Source organism: Chryseobacterium pennae (assembly GCF_003385515.1).
GTDB lineage: Bacteria > Bacteroidota > Bacteroidia > Flavobacteriales > Weeksellaceae > Chryseobacterium > Chryseobacterium pennae.
The window spans coordinates 43941-62408 of record NZ_QNVT01000025.1 but is presented as its reverse complement, the minus strand read 5'-3'; the positions used below and the strand labels follow the sequence as shown (position 1 = coordinate 62408).

General features: G+C 35.9%; 15 protein-coding genes. 6 read left to right on the top strand and 9 right to left on the bottom strand.

Annotated elements, in window-relative coordinates; all coding sequences use genetic code 11:
• The first annotated feature begins 68 nt into the window (after window positions 1–68).
• From DRF65_RS21265 to DRF65_RS21255, 3 genes are all read left to right on the top strand, one after another.
• Window positions 69–950, top strand: coding sequence for an SDR family oxidoreductase (locus DRF65_RS21265; RefSeq protein WP_115972779.1), 882 nt, complete (start codon window positions 69–71; stop codon window positions 948–950).
• A 76-nt stretch (window positions 951–1026) separates the two neighbouring features.
• The gene (locus tag DRF65_RS21260) at window positions 1027–3225 is read left to right on the top strand and encodes a M1 family metallopeptidase (RefSeq protein WP_115972745.1); all 2199 of its coding nucleotides are present in this window, start codon (window positions 1027–1029) and stop codon (window positions 3223–3225) included.
• Window positions 3226–3333: 108 nt separating this feature from the next.
• Window positions 3334–4167: an endonuclease/exonuclease/phosphatase family protein gene (locus DRF65_RS21255; protein ID WP_185148477.1), complete on the top strand. Its 834-nt coding sequence runs from the start codon at window positions 3334–3336 to the stop codon at window positions 4165–4167.
• Here DRF65_RS21255 and DRF65_RS21250 read toward each other — a convergent pair.
• Together DRF65_RS21250 and DRF65_RS21245 are read right to left on the bottom strand one after the other, a co-directional pair.
• Window positions 4164–4850, bottom strand: a complete 687-nt coding sequence (locus DRF65_RS21250; protein WP_115972743.1) for a response regulator transcription factor — start codon at window positions 4848–4850, stop codon at window positions 4164–4166. The two genes, DRF65_RS21255 and DRF65_RS21250, sit on opposite strands and share 4 nt — an antisense overlap.
• Window positions 4840–6159, bottom strand: coding sequence for a sensor histidine kinase (locus DRF65_RS21245; protein WP_115972742.1), 1320 nt, complete (start codon window positions 6157–6159; stop codon window positions 4840–4842). The genes DRF65_RS21250 and DRF65_RS21245 overlap by 11 nt, the downstream gene beginning before the upstream one ends.
• 117 nt (window positions 6160–6276) lie before the next feature.
• On the opposite strand from DRF65_RS21245, the gene DRF65_RS21240 reads away from it, so the two are divergent.
• The 3 genes from DRF65_RS21240 (at window position 6277) to DRF65_RS21230 (ending at window position 11634) form a co-directional block, all read left to right on the top strand.
• Entirely contained in the window at window positions 6277–7110 is an 834-nt protein-coding gene (locus DRF65_RS21240) for a GLPGLI family protein (RefSeq protein WP_165852288.1), read from the top strand.
• Window positions 7111–7290: 180 nt separating this feature from the next.
• The gene (locus DRF65_RS21235) at window positions 7291–9660 is read left to right on the top strand and encodes an outer membrane beta-barrel family protein (RefSeq protein WP_115972740.1); all 2370 of its coding nucleotides are present in this window, start codon (window positions 7291–7293) and stop codon (window positions 9658–9660) included.
• Between the two features lie 108 nt (window positions 9661–9768).
• Window positions 9769–11634 (top strand): M1 family metallopeptidase, encoded by a 1866-nt coding sequence (locus DRF65_RS21230; protein WP_115972739.1) that lies wholly within the window; start codon window positions 9769–9771, stop codon window positions 11632–11634.
• A 35-nt stretch (window positions 11635–11669) separates the two neighbouring features.
• On the opposite strand, the gene DRF65_RS21225 is transcribed toward DRF65_RS21230, so the two are convergent.
• The 7 genes from DRF65_RS21225 to DRF65_RS21195 all read right to left on the bottom strand — a co-directional run bounded on the left by DRF65_RS21225 (window position 11670) and on the right by DRF65_RS21195 (window position 18440).
• Window positions 11670–13055, bottom strand: coding sequence for a phosphatase PAP2 family protein (locus DRF65_RS21225; RefSeq protein ID WP_115972738.1), 1386 nt, complete (start codon window positions 13053–13055; stop codon window positions 11670–11672).
• A gap of 110 nt (window positions 13056–13165) precedes the next feature.
• Complete coding sequence (locus DRF65_RS21220) at window positions 13166–14185, bottom strand: zinc metalloprotease (RefSeq protein WP_115972737.1); 1020 nt, start codon at window positions 14183–14185, stop codon at window positions 13166–13168.
• Between the two features lie 391 nt (window positions 14186–14576).
• Window positions 14577–15596, bottom strand: a complete 1020-nt coding sequence (locus DRF65_RS21215; RefSeq protein ID WP_115972736.1) for a zinc metalloprotease — start codon at window positions 15594–15596, stop codon at window positions 14577–14579.
• 246 nt (window positions 15597–15842) lie between these two features.
• Window positions 15843–16484 (bottom strand): response regulator transcription factor, encoded by a 642-nt coding sequence (locus DRF65_RS21210; RefSeq protein ID WP_115972735.1) that lies wholly within the window; start codon window positions 16482–16484, stop codon window positions 15843–15845.
• On the bottom strand, window positions 16481–17137 hold the full coding sequence (locus tag DRF65_RS21205) for a sensor histidine kinase (protein WP_228438870.1): 657 nt from the start codon (window positions 17135–17137) through the stop codon (window positions 16481–16483). Before DRF65_RS21205 ends, DRF65_RS21210 begins: the two co-directional genes overlap by 4 nt.
• A gap of 107 nt (window positions 17138–17244) precedes the next feature.
• Window positions 17245–17892 (bottom strand): hypothetical protein, encoded by a 648-nt coding sequence (locus DRF65_RS21200; RefSeq protein ID WP_115972733.1) that lies wholly within the window; start codon window positions 17890–17892, stop codon window positions 17245–17247.
• A gap of 26 nt (window positions 17893–17918) precedes the next feature.
• Window positions 17919–18440 carry a hypothetical protein gene (locus tag DRF65_RS21195; protein WP_228438868.1) on the bottom strand — a complete coding sequence of 174 codons (522 nt, stop codon included), beginning with the start codon at window positions 18438–18440 and terminating at the stop codon, window positions 17919–17921.
• Window positions 18441–18468 lie beyond the last annotated feature (28 nt).

Genomic DNA, 18468 nt, shown 5'->3' with positions numbered 1-18468 from the left:
GCATCATTTATCAATCTATTTTAAGGGATTGCATGTCAATATTTATTATTTTTAAGAAAAAATATTTTATGAGTCTATATACACAACCAATGTTGCGCGAAGGTGCACTTAAAGATAAAGTAGCGATTGTAACCGGAGGCGGAAGCGGGCTTGGAAAAGCAATGACCAAATATTTTCTTGAACTGGGAGCTCATGTGGTGATCACTTCCAGAAATCTGGAAAAGCTACAGGCTACAGCTAAGGAACTGGAAGAAGAAACAGGAGGTAAAGTTCTTTGTGTATCTTGTGATGTGAGAAACTGGGATGAGGTGGAAGCGATGAAAGAAGCTACGCTTAAGGAATTCGGTAAGATTGATATTCTGTTAAATAATGCAGCAGGAAATTTTATTTCTCCAACAGAAAAACTGACTCATTCCGCTTTTGATTCTATTTTGGATATTGTTTTAAAAGGAACTAAAAACTGTACACTTTCTGTAGGAAAGCACTGGATAGAGTCCAAAACACCAGGAACTGTGCTGAATATTGTTACAACATATGCCTGGACAGGCTCTGCTTATGTGGTACCTTCTGCCTGTGCAAAAGCAGGTGTTTTGGCTATGACCCGATCACTGGCTGTAGAGTGGGCTAAATATGGAATTCGTTTCAATGCGATTGCTCCGGGACCTTTCCCTACCAAAGGAGCTTGGGACAGGCTTCTTCCGGGAGATCTTCAGGAAAAATTTGATATGAAGAAAAAAGTTCCGTTAAGAAGAGTGGGAGAACATCAGGAGTTGGCTAATCTTGCAGCTTATCTGGTTTCAGATTATTCAGCATATATGAATGGTGAAGTGGTAACAATTGATGGTGGCGAGTGGCTGCAGGGTGCAGGCGAGTTCAATATGCTTGAGGCAATTCCGGGTGAAATGTGGGATGCATTGGAAGCTATGATTAAAGCAAAAAAATCTAATTAATTAAATTTTTATAAAAAAGCTCCCGGATTTGTAACAATTCCGGGAGTTTTTTTTACCTATAGATAAACTTTTTCAAATGAATTGTAAATTTCCGGTACTGATTTCTACTGTTGCTGCCTTCCTTTTTACAGGATCTGTATATGCACAGGAGACATCCAAATATGATTACGTAGAAGCATTTAAGCCATTCTTCTACCCACAGACTGGTACGGAAACCCGCTCTGCGAGTGGGCAACCGGGACATGCCTATTGGCAGAACTCAGCAGATTATCATTTAAATGTAAGTCTGAATGAGGATAAAAAAGAGATTGCAGGAACTGCTGAAATCACGTATACAAATAATAGTCCTGATCAGCTAAGTTTTCTTTGGTTACAGCTAGATCAGAATTTATTTGCAAAAGATTCCCGGGGCAATGCTGTGGTGCCCCTGTCTGGAAGCAGAAATGGAGCTCATGGAGAAACATTTGATGGAGGGTATACTATTAAAACTGTAAAGCTTGATGGTAAAGAAGTGAAATACACAATTACAGATACAAGAATGCAGATTGACTTGCCTAAAGAATTAAAATCTAAAGGTGGAATTGCAAAAATCACCATCGATTATTCCTTTATTTCTCCAGAATATGGTTCAGACAGAATGGGGATACAGAATACAAAGAATGGTAAGATATTTACCATGGCACAATGGTATCCGAGAATGTGTGTCTATGATGATGTAATGGGATGGAACACGTTGCCTTATGTAGGAGCTTCTGAATTCTTTTTGGAGTACGGAAATATTACTGCTAATATCACAGTGCCAGCTAATCATTATGTAGTTGCATCCGGAGAATTGCTGAACGAAAAAGAAGTATACAGTAAAGACGAAATCAGCCGGTGGGATCAGGCCAGAAAGAGTGATAAAACAGTAATGATCCGCCCTGAAACTGAAATTGGAAAAAACAAGAATGCAGGAACAAAAACCTGGAAATTTAAAATTGATCAGGCAAGGGATTTTGCGTGGGCATCATCTGCCGGATTTATTCTGGATGCAGCAAAAATAAATCTTCCCAATGGCAAAAAATCATTGGCCATCTCTGCTTATCCGGCTGAAAGTGCAGGGGACAAAGCTTGGGGGAGATCTACAGAATACACCAAAGCAGCAATAGAACACTATTCAAATAAATGGTATGGATATACCTATCCGGCAGCTACCAACGTTGCAGGCAATGAAGGTGGGATGGAATATCCGGGAATTGTTTTCTGTCATATGGATTCCAAAGGAGAAGATCTTTGGGGGGTGACGGATCATGAATTCGGGCATAACTGGTTTCCGATGATAGTTGGATCTAATGAAAGGTTATTTGCATGGATGGATGAAGGTTTTAATACTTTTATCAATGAGCTTTCAACAGAGGCTTTCAACAAAGGAGAGTATTATAAAAAACAGGATATGGCGAGAGCCGGAAGTTATCTGATGAGTGATAATCTGGAGCCGGTTATGGTAGGTCCTGATAATATGAAAGAAGCAAATATTGGGGCATTGGCTTATTACAAACCGGGTGTCGGGATGTCTATTTTAAGAGAAACAATTCTGGGACCTGAAAAATTTGATAAAGCACTCAGAACTTATATTGATCGCTGGGCCTTCAAACATCCTACACCCTGGGATTTCTTCCATACGATGGAAAATGTTTCTGGAGAAGAGCTGAATTGGTTCTGGAGAGGATGGTTTTTTAATAAATGGAAAATTGATCAGGCGGTTAAAGAAGTGAAATATATTAATGGAGATTTTAAAAACGGAGTTCAGATTACGGTTGAAAACCTTGGACAGTTACCAATGCCTACGATTGTTCAGCTAAAATTCAAAGATGGAACATCCAGAAATATAAAGATACCTGTTGAAGTTTGGAAGAGAAATAAAGAATGGAAATTCAAAGTAGATTCTAATAAAGAAATAGAGGTAGTAAAACTGGATCCGGATTCTAAGATTCCTGATGTTAACATGAAAAATAATTCTTTGGGACTTGCAGATGCGAAACCTATTGATAAGATCAATGCCAAGGATTTCACCGGAATCTACGGAACTAAAGAATCTCAATTTAAAATTACATTTATTGAAAAGAATGGCCAGCTTTACGGAAAACCAGGAGGGCAGCCTGAATTTCCTTTAGAATACTCAGGAGATAATAAATTTATTTTTGAGCAGGCAAATGTTACTATTATTTTCAGCAAAGACAAAAAGACGATGACCCTTGAAGATGGGGGAAGAGAACATAAGTTCAATAAAGAATAACCTGTTTTTCTGCTGTAGGAGATAATTTAACATTATCATGATATAAAATAAGACTTCCCTGACTCAAAGAAGTCTTATTTTTGTTTCAAATTTGATAATATATATATGATGAGTTTCAGACTTTCAATGATGTTTCTGATGCTTTTTGCATTGGGGTTTTCACAGAATCTTATGGTAATGAGTTTTAATATCAGGCTGAATGTTGCTTCAGATAAGGAAAATGCATGGCCAGAGAGAAAGCAGGATGTTGCTGATCTATTAACTTATTATCACCCTGATTACTTTGGAGTGCAGGAAGCTCTTCCGGAGCAGATGAAGGATATTAAAAGTGGATTGAAGAATTACGATTATGTAGGAGTAGGAAGGGATGATGGTAAAGAGAAAGGAGAATTTTCTGCTATTTTTTATGATACCCAAAGGCTGAAAGTGGTGAAGTCGGGAACGTTCTGGCTGTCTGAAACACCTGAGAAACCTTCGAAAGGCTGGGATGCAGCTTTGAACAGAATCTGTACCTATGCTGTCTTTAAAGATAAAAACTCTAAAAAGGAATTTCTTGCCATGAATCTTCATTTTGATCATATAGGAAATGTAGCCAGGGTAAAATCTTCTGAACTGATCCTGAAAAAAATCAAAGAACTTAATCCCGGGAATCTGCCCGTTACCGTAAGCGGAGATTTTAACCTGACAGATGATACCGAACCTGTTAAGATACTTTCACAAAATATGAAAGATGCTTTTTATCATTCGGAAACCAAGCATTATGGGCCTGTAGGAACCTTTACCGCCTTTAATGTAAATGAAATACCCAAAGAAAGAATAGATTATATTTTTACAAAAGACTTTAAGATACAATCTCACAGACATATCAATGACAGAAGAGAAAACCTCCTTTATCCGTCAGATCACTTCCCGGTTATTGTGAAGCTTTCCTTTTTAAATTAATGAGTGGGAAAATCAATTTCAAATCCAATGCCTCTGAGGGATTGGATTTTTATTTCAGAGTCATTGCTGAAATATTTCCGTAGTCTGCTGATAAAGACATCAAGGCTTCTTCCTGTAAAATAATCATTGGTTTCCCACAGATTATCAAGGATATCATTCCTTGTGATAGTGGAGTGGTTATGCTTCAGAAGATAAAGTAGCAATTCCTGTTCACGCACTGTCATCCGGGCATTTCCGTTAGGGTGGGAAAGTAAAAGTTTTTGTGTATCTAAAGAATATTGCCCGATTTTTATCTGGGGTTCAGTTATTGGTGGTAAGGTTCTTTTCAGGATGTTTTTGATTCTTAATACCAGTTCTTCGGGATCACATGGTTTGGCAATGTAGTCGTCAGCCCCTATTTTTAACCCCATTAATCTGTCAATTTTCTGATTCTTCGCTGTTAAAAATAAAATCGGAAAGTTATTTTTCTCTTTTAATATTGTTTGAGCCAGAGAAAAGCCATCAATATTAGGCATCATAATATCCAGAATAGCTATCTGAAAAGGAAAAGCGGTAGAAAGAAGCGGTATGATATCTTCAGGATTCTGGAACCAGCTGACCTCAAAATCTTCCAGTTCAAGATATTGTTTCAGGATCATACCGAAATCAGGATCATCTTCTGCCAGTAGGATGTTAGTTTTCATAAGGAATGGTTATTTTAAAAGTAGTTCCCATGTGGAGTTGACTGGAGACATTAATTTTGCCATGATAGAATGTCACTATTTTTTTGACGAAATAGAGCCCAAGCCCAAGTCCTTTGTTGTTGTGAATATTATTATTCTGTATTCTGTAGAATTTTTCAAAAATATTTTTCAGCTCTTTGCTTTCCATACCATGACCATCATCAGTAACTTCAATTTTCAGATTTTGAGCCATACTATTTGTATTGATCTTTACAGTAGAAGCACCATATTTTATGCTGTTTTCACAAAGATTTCTGATGACTGTTTCCAAAAGATTTTTATCAAATGGAAGTGGTTTTGAAACTTTATTTTCAAATGTAAAATCTGTCTGGGGATAAGTGAAAGCCAGATCCTGAATCAGAAAATCCCAATCTTCCGGTTGTATGGCAATTATTTCTTCCGGGACTTCATCTTTATGCAGCTGAAGCATCAGGCTTTCAAGTCTTGTGATCTGCCTGTCAATTAATGGAAGAGTATCAGGATTCCATCCTTTTTTTAACGTTTTGGAAGCTATTTTTAAGGTGGCAATAGGTGTTTTAAACTCATGAGAAATATTATCCACAACTGTGTGGAGAATTTCTACCTGCTCCTGCTGTCTGATCAGGTTCTTAATCGTAAAAACATAAAGGAGAAGTACACTGGTAAGTAAGAGGATACAACAGATGATAAGGAGGGTAAGCTCTTTAAAAACAATACTTTTAATATTTTTAACTTCAAAATCAGTCTGGCTGTTTACATAGAAGGTATCTCTTTCATTAGCTAGCTCCTTTCCTTTGAGCTCCTTTGTAGATGAGGTTCTCCAGGTTCCGGTGCTGGTGATCTTAGGATTGGTGACCCTGTCTGTGGTTTCGTAAATAATGATAGGTTTGTCAATAACCTTGGTACTATCCGGAAGGTGAATGATAGAAGTATACTGAACCCGGACACTGATCTTATAACCGTCTTTTTTCATACGATCGTTGAGGTAATGGCTCAGTCTTTCACTGGCAGCTTTTCTGCCTTCTATAAAATATTGCAGAAATTTTTTTTTGTTGATTTCTTTATTGTAGTAACGGATAAGAAGTTTCTGGAGAGAATCACTTTTTGTTTCCTGTACTTCGTGAACATTCTCAAGCTGATCTGTATAACCAACAATACTCTGGTCTACCGATCTGTAGATTTCCCTTTCTTTAACCTGATAGGTTTTATACATAAAATAAACCTGTATTCCAAGCAAAAGAAGGAATAAGGTAGCAAAAAGATACATCAGGTTTCTGTTCTTGGATATCATTAAAACAAAGATAAAGTTTTACCATTTTAATGGAATATTATTTTTATCATTAACCCATCATTAACCTTGTGAAGGATGTATTTTTTCTTAATTTTAAATACTGAAATTCACTTTTCCATGAAAAAACAGATTGCCTTTTTTATCTTATTGATAGGAGCTATGGTAAATGCCCAGACTCATCGTTTCATCTATGAACTTCAATACAGGCCAGATCCTAATGACGCCGCTTATGATCAAAGTGAAATGATATTGGATATTAACCCCGAAGAAGTAAAATTCTATGAAATTGAATTTTTAGTAAATGATTCTCTTAATATTCTTCATGGAAATAATTCTTCCCAGTATACAAGTTTGTGTGAACAAACCATCATTCGTAAAAGAAATTCAAATAAAAATAAAAACTATTTTCAGATCAGGATGATGCCTTATTATTATGTTTTTGAGACTGAAGACAGTATTCACTGGAAAATAGAACCTGATACTAAAAAGATCAATAATTATAATTTACAGAAAGCAACTACAACATTTGGCGGAAGAAACTGGACAGCGTGGTTTACACAGGATATTAATATTCCGGAAGGTCCTTATAAATTCAGAGGACTGCCGGGATTAGTGCTGTATGTAGAAGATGATAAGAAAGATTTTATCTATTCTTTTTCCAGAAATGTTAACCTGCCCAAAACATATGATACTAAAGATTTTCTTGAAAAACATTATTCATTAGACCCTATCACTATTGATTTTAAAAAATGGGTAAAACTGAATCTTGAGTTTTATAATGATCCTTATGCAAGAATGAGAACAGAGTTTCAGCCAGATTGGAATGTAAGAATTGAGGGGAAGCAAATCAAAAGTAAAGAAGACTTTGCCGGATTAACGAAACAGACCCAGGCAAGTATTAAAAAGTACTATAATCCTATAGAGTTGGACAGGGCTATCCCTTATCCTTAAAATATATATTACTTCAAATTTAAACCCTGAATTTCCTTATTCAGGGTTTTCATTTTATCAAGATAAAGGCATTAACCCATCATTAACTTTGCATTAACCGTAATTCTCCTGCCCATTATAGAATTTTGCCCTGTAAAGCAAAACATAGTATTGCTTTACATTATTCTTAATAAAATAATCATGAACAAAATTCTTCTTTTTCTATGTTTTCCGATGATGGTACTGGCCCAAAAGGAAAGAATAGCGGGAACGGTGATGAATACCGAAAATGAAAAACTCTCAGCAGTGCATGTAACGCTGTATAATTCAAAAAACGAATTAATTAAAGAGCTAAAGACTGATACTAACGGTGGTTTCACTTTGGAAAGTATTGCAGAAAACAATGTGAAATTGGTAGTGAAAACGATTGGGTATTCTCTATTTGAAAAAACATTGGATCTGGAAAAACCAGAAGCTTTACAAATCATTCTTAAAAAGGAGTCTCAGGAAATTGAAGGTGTTGTTATGACCAAGAGGAAGCCATTGGTTAAAAGAAAAGTGGACCGCCTGGAATTTAATGTAGAAAACAGTAATATTTCATCACTCAATGCATGGGAGATTTTAAAAAATACTCCAAATGTAATGGTCAATAATAATGTTCTGACGGTGAAAGGAAGTACGGGAATTCTGGTTGCCATTAATGATAAAAAAGTAATGCTTACAGGTGATGAACTTAAAAACCTTCTGGAAAATACACAGGGCGATGAGGTGAAGTCTATAGAAGTAATTACCAACCCGCCTGCAAAATACGAAGCTGCAGGAAGTGCAGTACTGAATATTGTGATGAAAAAGAATAAAATTGAAGGTTATCGTGGAGTTGTGTCTTCAAAATACATTCAAACGCAGTATGCAAAGGCTGTTTTCGGGTTGTCACAATATTATAAAAAAGATAAGCTATCTGTGATGGCGAGCTATTATAAAGGGATGGGAACTTATTACCGTGAAGGATATGACTATGTTAATTATGCTGAAAGCCAGACCAGATGGATAAGTACGATGAACAGGAAGGATAAAAACACTAACCAGAATACCCTGAATTTTAATGTGGAATATGAGTTGGATAGTTTAACCAGCTTAAGCCTCAACTATTCAGGGTTTTTTTCTCCAAAGTCTCATGGAATTTATGATGTACCGACACAGATCTATAACAGTCAGGATATTCTAGAGTCAAATTACAGAACCTTTAATGATCATCAATCCCGTTCTGCCAACAGTTCTGTTAGCTTCCAGGCAGACAGAAAACTGAATAAAAAAAGCAGCCTGTCATGGATCAACTACTTTACGGGAAATAATTCCGGGAAAGATCAGAATGTAGCTACACACCTGAATTTTGCAGGTCAGCCATCAAGAGAAGATAACTTCCTTACTCAGAATAAAGCAGATGTAAAATTATATTCCACGCAGTTGGATTATCAATGGAAAGGAGATCAATGGGAAATTGAATCCGGTACAAAATACAGTTTTGTAAAAACAAACAGTACATTGAATTTTTCAGATAATGAAAACGGAATATTGCAGTACCGACCTGAAAAGAGTAGTGTCTTTGACTATAAAGAACATAATTTTGCTTTGTATTCCTCACTTTCTTATAATATTGGAAAATGGAATTTCAAAGGAGGACTTCGTGCAGAAATGACCAATCTGGAAGGAATTGTTTCAGAACCTTATGATCTTAATAAAAATAAATACTGGAAGTTCTTCCCAACTTTTTATGCGCAATACACAACGGAAAATAAGCATGAGTTTGGGTTTTCCTATGGTAAAAGAATCAACAGGCCTTCTTATTCATGGCTGAACCCGGCAAAGTCTTATTATAATCTGTTTTCTTATTTTCAGGGGGATCCACAACTAAAAGCGACAATTATTCATAATCTTAATCTTACCTATTCCTGGAAGAATTGGAATGTGGAGCTTTATTACAGAAAGGAACTGTACCCATCTATGGAGATTTCTTATCAGGTGCCATCAACCAATAATGTGGTTTATCATTTTACCAATATTGAAAAAGGACAGGCATTTGGGATCGATTTATATAAAAACTTTGAGGTAAAGCCATGGTGGAATATTATAGTCTCTGAAAGCCTGGAGCACAACGAAAATTATTTCAATGGCGTTGACGGTATTTTGCACCAGAATAAAGTATGGAGTCTGGGGTCCAATATTTCTACGAGTTTTACTTTGGATAAAAACAGTGACTGGAAGATGGAAATGGGACACCGCTATTATTCTCCGGGAGTTCAGGGGCCTTTCAGAATCTCCAGCACCTGGTCTGCGTATTTTGTGATGAACAGAAAGTTTTTTAATAAAAAGCTGGAAGCATCATTGGTTTTCAGTGATATTTTCAGAACAACAGGGCAGAAGGTGGTTACCAGATATGCCAATCAGGATAATTATTTCCTGGATTATACAGATGCCAGAGGCTTTACTTTGTCATTAAAATACAATTTTGGAAATCAGTCTGTAAAAAATGCCAAAACAATCAGAAAAACATCCGAGCAGGATAGGCTTTAGAATATTTTAAACAAAAAATTGATTACCATAAAACATTATTATAAAAGAAATTCTTACTTGGTGTTACATTTTCGTTATTTTTGATACCAATCTTAAAAAGAGATCATTATGAAGAGAATTTTTTCCGGAATGTTGGTGATTGTTTCATTGCTACAATTGTCTGCCCAGGAATTGTATATGCCGAGAAATATTAAAAAAGCTTATGAAAAAGGGACCCGTGATATTTCCGGAGCACCGGGTAAAAACTACTGGCAGAATAAAGGAATTTACAATGTTGAAGTAAAAGTAGATGCCAATACAAAGATTGTTTCCGGAAAAGAAACCATTATGTATACCAATAACAGCCCGGATAATCTCAATGAGCTGGCAATAAGATTTGTGAATAACCTGCACAAACCGCAGTCTCCAAGGTCAGGAACTGTTTCCAAAGACTTTTTGTCCACAGGGCTTAAGATTAAATCATTCATCGTAAATGGAGAAAAATATGACATCAACAGTGATGATTGGGGAACTGTTGAAAAAGTAAAATTAAAATCAGCTTTAAAATCAAAATCAAAATCAGAAGTAAAGATTGAATGGGAATATCCATTGTCTGTACAAAGTGGAAGAGAAGGTCAGATTGATCCGGAAACATTCTATGTTGCATATTCTTTCCCAAGAATTTCTGTGTATGATGATTATAACGGATGGGATATGCTTCCGCATTCTGACAGACAGGAGTTTTATAATGACTTTAATGATTATAGCTTTGCTATTACTGCACCCAAAAATTATGTCGTTTGGGCAACAGGAGATTTCCTGAATCCTGAGGCCGTTCTTCAGCCAGAATATTTGAAAAGATATAAAGCTTCTTTGAAAAGCGATAAATTAATGCATATCGCTACAGAACAGGAAATGAAATCCGGAAAAGTAACCCAGCAGAATAAATGGAATGTCTGGAAATTTAAAGCCAGCCATATTACAGATTTCTGCTTTGCATTGAGTAATCATTATGTATGGGACGCTGCCAGCGTTCAGTTGAAAACCAAAAGAGCTAGTGTTCAGGCAGGATATAAAGCCGGAGCAAAAGATTTTGAACACTATGTAGACTGGATGCGTTACAATCTGGACTGGTTTTCCAAAAACTGGCCTGGAGTAGAATATCCTTATAATGTAATGACAGCTATTCAAGGGTATGCCGATATGGAATATCCGATGATGATTAACGATACAAGTATTCCGGATGATCTTAATGATGCCAGGCTTACCGCGGATCATGAGATTGCCCATACTTATTTCCCTTTCTACATGGGAATTAACGAAACGAGATATGCTTTTATGGATGAAGGCTGGGCAACTACTTTAGAGTATCTGATCGGAATTGATGAGAATGGTGAAGCTGCAGCAAAAGAGTTTTATAAAAATTTCCGTGTGAAAAGATGGATCAATGATCCTTCAGCAGAGCAGGATCAGCCGATCATTACAATGAGTACTCAGGTAAGTGGCTCTGGATACGGGAACAATTCATATGTGAAATCATCCCTGTCTTATCTTGCATTAAAGGATTATCTGGGAGATGAGCTGTTTAAAAAAGCATTACATCATTATATGGACAACTGGAATGGAAAACACCCAGTTCCTTGGGATTATTTTAATTCTATGAGTACAGGTTCCGGTAAAAATCTTAGCTGGTTTTTCCAGAATTGGTTCTATACCAATAATTATATTGATTTAAAAGTTGCAGGAGTCAATCAAATGAACGATTTACTTACAGTGAATGTAGTTAATACAGGTGGTTTTGCTATCCCTTTTGATGCCATATTATCTTATGAAGACGGAAGTACTGAGAAATTGCATTTTTCACCTTCTGTCTGGGAAAAAGACCAGAAACTTACTGATCTGGTAATTCCTATTAAGAAAAAAGTGAAATCTGTACAACTGGACGGAGATATTTTTATGGATTATACGCCAGCAGATAATACTAAAACATTATAAAAGTAAAAGCCTTCAGATCCGAAGGCTTTTTTATTTTAGAAAAATGCGGTTAATCTCAAACCCAGTGTAATATAACTTATTTTTTCTTTAGCAATAAGATTATTCAGTTCCTGATCCAGTTCTGCACTTTCTTTGATATCATCGCTGAAATGATAACGGATGGTAGAATTGATCAGATTGTAATCTGTATAAAAAGTAAGGCCTAATCCAGGATTAAACTTATAGGTCATAGAAGCTCCTGTGTTCCAACGGAAAGCGGGTTTAGGTTTGTATCGGGCTATCTGTAGCTCATGATTAGGGGCATCTATATTATCTCCTTTTACAAATACTTTTCCACTGGCGGTGGCAGAATATCCACCGGTTACCTTTAGCATAAGCTGCCATTTATCAGAGAACTCATGAGAGAAATAGGGTCCAATACCTGCAGCTAAGAAACCCATAGATTGGGTTTTAATTTCATGCTCACCAAAATCCTGTCCGTCATCAAAAGTTATTCGCTGGGACTTGATCGGAAAGCTGCTGAAAGTAATATCTGCCCCCACGCCCCATTTTTTTGAAAAAAAGTAAGCTCCTTCCAATCCGCCTTCAAAACCGGTTTGTTTTTTGTCATCCAGTTCAGATTCTTTCAGGAAGTTGGTCGTACCCAATGCGGTTCCCATTTTTAGAGCAAGAAAGGATGGATAGTCATTTCCCTGTATTCTGGATAAAACACTTAAATTATCTCCTTTATTTTTATAAATTTTATCAATAAAAAAATACCCGAGTTCTGTGGATATAATCCCGATTCCTGCACCGGCAAGGATATCAGGAACCCAGTGTCTGTTATTTAAGTTTCGTCCCAATCCAGTAATGGCGGCAGAACCGTACCCTGCAATACTGTAGGCAGGGTTTACCATCCCGTATTCCTTGTGTAGAAAACTGGCATTGGTAAAGGCCATTGCTGCATGCCCTGACGGAAAAGCGTTGTTTTTGGACCCGTCCGGACGTTCAACTTTTGCAGTATATTTGATAGAATTGACTAAAATTCCCATAATCAGCAAACTGGCACCATAAGATAAAGTAGCTCTTCCAACATTGTTTCGCCCTTTTACTCCTCCCAGTTTAAGACCATAAACGGCTACAGCTGGAGCATACTGAAGGTAATCATCATATTTGACTTTAAAGTTGGGCAGATACCGGTTTCTTACCTCACGGATATTTTCTTTTTCCCCCCATGTAGCTGCTGCTGCAGTAAAAAGGATAGCTGGAGCCACAGATTTTTTTACCCAATCCTTTTTAAAAAATGGAGTAGATTCTTTTAGAGGTGAATTGGTGTTGATTAAAGCAATATCTTGCTGAAGATTTCGAGATTGAACAGTATCCTGTGCTTTATAACTATATAAATGCAGTAGAATCCCTGATGCTAGGGCTATTTTTTTCATCCTTGTGACTGTGAAATTTTAAATCGGGTAAAAATAAAAAAAAAAGTCTATCCCAAAAATTGAGATAGACTATTTTAATAATTTTATAATATAGTAAGTGGTGTTGTTGACTATCTTAACCCAGATCTTGGTCCGGATGCTGATACTACAGCCTGCATTCTTGTTTTTTGATTCGCAGAGAACATAACCATAGATTTGTCATCTACATAATCCATATAGTTCATGAACATTTGAGAACGGCTTACTCCTCCACAAACTCTATTTAAAGGATATGTTGGATTTCCGTAGTTAGGACCAGGAGAGGTTGGTGTGTCATTAGAATAATCTGTCTGGCATCCTGCATTAGATGATCCCCAAAGATGTGGAAGGTTTAGATAATGTCCTACCTCATGCGTTACTGTTCTTCCTAAGTTGAATGGTGCAGAGGCTCCGGTTTTTCCTATATACTGATATCCTATTACAAGACCATCATACCATTGTCCTGCATGTTCCGGATAATAAGCATAGCCTAGAGTTCCGGGCTGGCTGTTTTCATCAAGAATTGAATTGACAACCCAGATATTCATATTTTTATTCACATCAGTAGCATTAATACCTCCAGTAGTCGCTTTTTTCATCTCTTCTAGATCAGATCTCCAGCCAGTTTTTGAGCTTTGCTTGCGGTTGGTTGCTACTAGTTTGAAACGGATTTTTACATCTCCTGCTGCTGAAGGTTGAAATGCAGAAGGAATTTTATTAATGTCGGAATTGGTGGCACCATAATCAGCATTGAGTACAGCAATTTGTTCTGCAATTCTTGCATCAGAAACGTTTTGAGTAGAAGTATTGTAGATAACATTAAAAACAACTGGGATCTCAACAGTTCCGTCTGCAAGTACTTTTCCTAATTTAAGTTTTTCTGCAAATTTTTCAGTACTGAACTCAATCTCGGCCATTTTTTGTTGGAGTGCCGGATTTTTCAGAAGCATTGCTTGTCTTATTTCTTCAGACGGACATTTTCTCTGGGTAGCAGTTGATGCAGTAGGAGAAGCTTCTGAATTCATTGAGGATTCATTTTGATTGGTAATGCTGTCATTATTACAGGCTGACATAAAGCTCAGAATTAGAGCTCCTAAAAAGAGTTTTTTCATATCGTTATAATATAATGTGGTTGAGAGTATGAAATTATATTATTTAAAATTAATATGCAAGTTTTTTGTCTAAATTCTTAATAAATGTTTATTTTATTCATGTTTTAATTGAATATATTTCAATATAATTACGTTTGTTTTGTATTTTAATCAATTATTGATTATTGTTTTATATTTCACTTTTAAGTGTATTTTTAAATGAAAATAAATTATATTTTTTGGTTATTTATAGAATATTTTTCGCAATGAATTAATCAATAAAATAGCTTTAAATGAGAGTTGTAATTATTGATTTATCTTATTCTTCTTAGTGTATGGTTTTGATGTGGGGGAAATAAAAAAAACTATCTCAATTTGAGATAGTTTTTAAAAATTTTTAAAAAATGGATTTTTAATTAACTCTTAATCCAGCTCTTAATCCATTAGCTGCTACTACAGATTGCATTTTTGTTTTTTGCCCTGCAGTAAACATATATAATGATTTGTCATTAGAGTAATCCATATAATTCATAAACATTACAGATCTCTTCACGCCATAGCATGTATTGTAAAGCGGATAAGTTGGGTTGCCAGTATTAGAAGTTGTTTGGGTAGGAGTATCTGCAATAAGGTCATCTCCACATGTTGTATCTCCCCAGATATGTCTAAGTCCCATATAGTGACCAACTTCGTGAGTAGCTGTTCTTCCTAAGTTAAAATTAGCAGATGTTCCGGTTTTACCAAAAAATGGAGCTGCTATTACGATACCATCTTTCCATGTACCAGAATCTTCAGGCCATGATGAGTAACCAAGGATATCTCCTCTAGTATTAGGCATACGTCCCACTACCCAAATATTGAAGTTGTTTGTGGTATTTGTAGCATCAATTCCTCCTGTAGATGCTTTCTTCATTGTATTGTTGTTAACATCTGTTGTGCCCCATGATGATTTTGTAGTCGATTTTCTAACTGTATTCACTAGTTTGAATCTTACCTTTACATCACCTGCTTTTACTCCTTGAAACTCTGTAGGTATTTTTGAAACATCAGTGTTTGTTCCACCATAATCAGCATTTAATACGGCAATCTGCTCTGCAATTCTTGTATCTGATACGTTCTCAGCAGTTGTGCTGTATAATATATTCACCACTACAGGGATCTCAACAGTTCCGTCTGCTAGAACTTTTCCCATAGCCATGTTTTTGGAAAAATTTGTCGCATTAGCTTCAAAATCAGCAACTTTTTGTCTTAATGCCGGATTGTTTTTTAAGGCTTCATTTCTCATTTCTTCTGAAGGACAATTTCTTTGTGTAGCACTGAAAGGAGAAGAAGCTTCTGAATTCATTGGTGTTTCATTTTGGTTGTTTACGCTGTCATTATTACAGGCAGTCATTAATCCCAGAGCAAGAGCTCCAAATAATAATTTTTTCATATCGCTTTTAAATTTTGAGAATGTGAAATTATATTATTTGAAATTGATATGCAAATTATTCTGCATTTTATTTAAATTATTCTCACTTAATAGTTATTTTAATTATGTATTGTTTATTTAAAATAGCATTATATTGAATTTTAATTAAAATTGAATATATTTGATATATTTCACAATTAAGTGGGTTGAGTGAAATAAAAAAATTCTATAACGAATTATTTTTATAGAATTTTTTTAATATTACTATTAGTTGGCAAAGCCATTTTTAATGGCAAAAACGGCCAGTCCGACACGGGTTTTTAAATCCAGCTTTTCACATAATTGGTCTCGATAACTCTCAACTGTTCTGGGACTGCAGCACATTCTATCTGCTATCTCTTTATAACTTAGCTCAGTGACTGTATATTTCAGGAATTCCTTTTCCCGCTCAGAAATTTTTATGACTATTTCTGCTTCATTAGCTTTGTTGAGGTTCGAGAATATGATCTTAGAAGCCCATTCAGGGTAAAAAAAACCGTCGTTATTTAATCTTGTAAGTGCTGTTTCCAGGTCTTTTGGATGGGTGTTTTTTAAAAGATATCCCTTAGCTCCATTTTTAATCATTTTGATCACACTATTGTCATCGCCCTGCATACTGAGTGCCATTACTTTGATATCCGGATAATTTTTGGAAACCCAGGCAGCGGTTTCAAAACCATCCATAATGGGCATACTCACATCCATGAGAATGATATCCGGAATTGCATTTCCTTCTTCAAATTTTTGAATCAGATCTTTACCGCTTTCGCAGACATAGATGACTTCAAACTCACCGAAGTTACCGATAATTCCTTCCAGGGCTTTGGCAATAAGTATATGATCGTCAACAATTACAATTGTTTTTTTCATGGCTGTTTTTTTAAAATGATATTGAGTTGGGTACCTATATTTTCTTCACTTTCAAGAAGGAAGTCGGCACCGATGATTTCCGCTCTGTTTTTCATATTGGTGAGACCTATTCCGTTAGATTTTGTCTGGTTGGTATCAAATCCGACTCCGTCATCACGGATGGTGAGCTCCCAAAGTATGTTCTCTGAGGTATTCAGACTGATGAATATATTTTTGCAGTGAGAGTGTTTTATACTGTTTTGAATAAATTCCTGAGTGATTCTCAATAAAAGGTTTTTATGCACAAAACCCAGATCCAGCTGGTCAAAATTATGTTCAAAACTGATCAGACATTTCTTGAGTGAATTGGTATTGTCAACCTCTTCCTGAATTAACGTCACGATTTCCTTTTGGCTGATATTATCATCTGTAAGAGTTTTTGAAAGGCTGCGGAGGTCCTGTAGAGGCTGATTGATAATTTGTGAAACCTGGTCAATTCTTTCACTGGCTTCCGGAACCTTGTTCTCATAAAGCATCTGTTGTACATATAAACTCACTAAAGTCAGTTTTTGTCCGATATTATCATGAAGTTCGCGCCCGATCTGCTGCATGGTGGCCTGCTGGATTTCCAGCTGAGTAGACAGAAGCTCTCGCTGGTGAATTTCATTTTTCATTTCAATTTCATTCAAATATTCTTTTTTTCGCTGTCTGTAATTCCGGATATAGATAAATATGGCAACTACAAACATCAAAAAAAAGATGTTGAATGAAATAAAAGTTATTAAGAGCTCTGTTTTCCCCATATGAATGAACTTGCAAATAAAATATACATAACTGCTCCTGACACCTGGAAATATATAAAATAAATATCCCAGATTTCTATATATTTCCACAGGAGAGAGTTAAATGCCATAAATGGCTGATTGGCAATATAAAAAAGTGTTATTCCCAGATTAATATAAAACATTTTATTTTTACTGAAATTGAGAATGTCAGATGAGTTAACCTGTTTATAATACTCCATGATGACAAGAGCCATTAAGAAAAGACAGCCTATATTATAATTGAAAGAAAAGATAACTTTCTTTTCCGGAAAAAAAAGAGCCTTGAGAAGATATGTTAAAAGATATGCTCCCGTCATAATATAGAACAGTTTTACTTTCTTCAGAGATTTTTTTGCATACAGCCAATAAAAAAATATAAACTGCAATGGAATCACAAAGTAGTTGTAAAAATATATCCGGTCTATTTTAAGTGGTTTTTCTCCCCATTTTACAGCTGATTCGCAGAGGAAAATAAGAACGAGATAGATGGCCAGATATTTCCAGTGTTGTTTTTTTACACGATTGTAATAAATCAGAGAGACTAAAGCTGCAATGCCTTCCCCCACATACATGAATGATGCAAAAATTTTTTGTATCTCAGTCATACTGTGTTTAAGAATATGAATGGTAATTAATAAGATTCATTGATCGAGGGTGATGGTGGAATAAGCGTTCCACTATTTTCACCAAGATTACTTGGTTTGGTGCTTTTACGTGCATTTAAAGCAACAGATTTTCCTTCGTTGTGCAGAGAATTAAAATCATAGTGAAGCGATTCTCCCTCAGTATTTTCTCTTTTCATCGTTGGGATCAGAACCAAAGTATGTCTTTCAGAATATTCCTGCGGGACAGGGTGGCTGTCCATAATCTCCCAGTCTTCAATTTTTGGATAAGCGGCATAATAAAATCTGATTCCCAGATCTTCCTGTGTACACTCAGGATTTACAGCCCTGGCTTCCTGCTCTATCAGACTGATAAAATCTTTCAGCTTAGGAAGATCAAACCATATAGAATGGGCATCATCGATCCCCATAGCTTCATTAATAGCATTCATCTGGTTTTGACGGTAGTTGTCGATAAGAGCTTTAATCAGATCATTTGACATTACTCCTGATCCCGAAGAATTGTGCTCATTAGTAGATTCTGTTTTCATAACTTAGTTTTATAGTAGGGTATCCTTA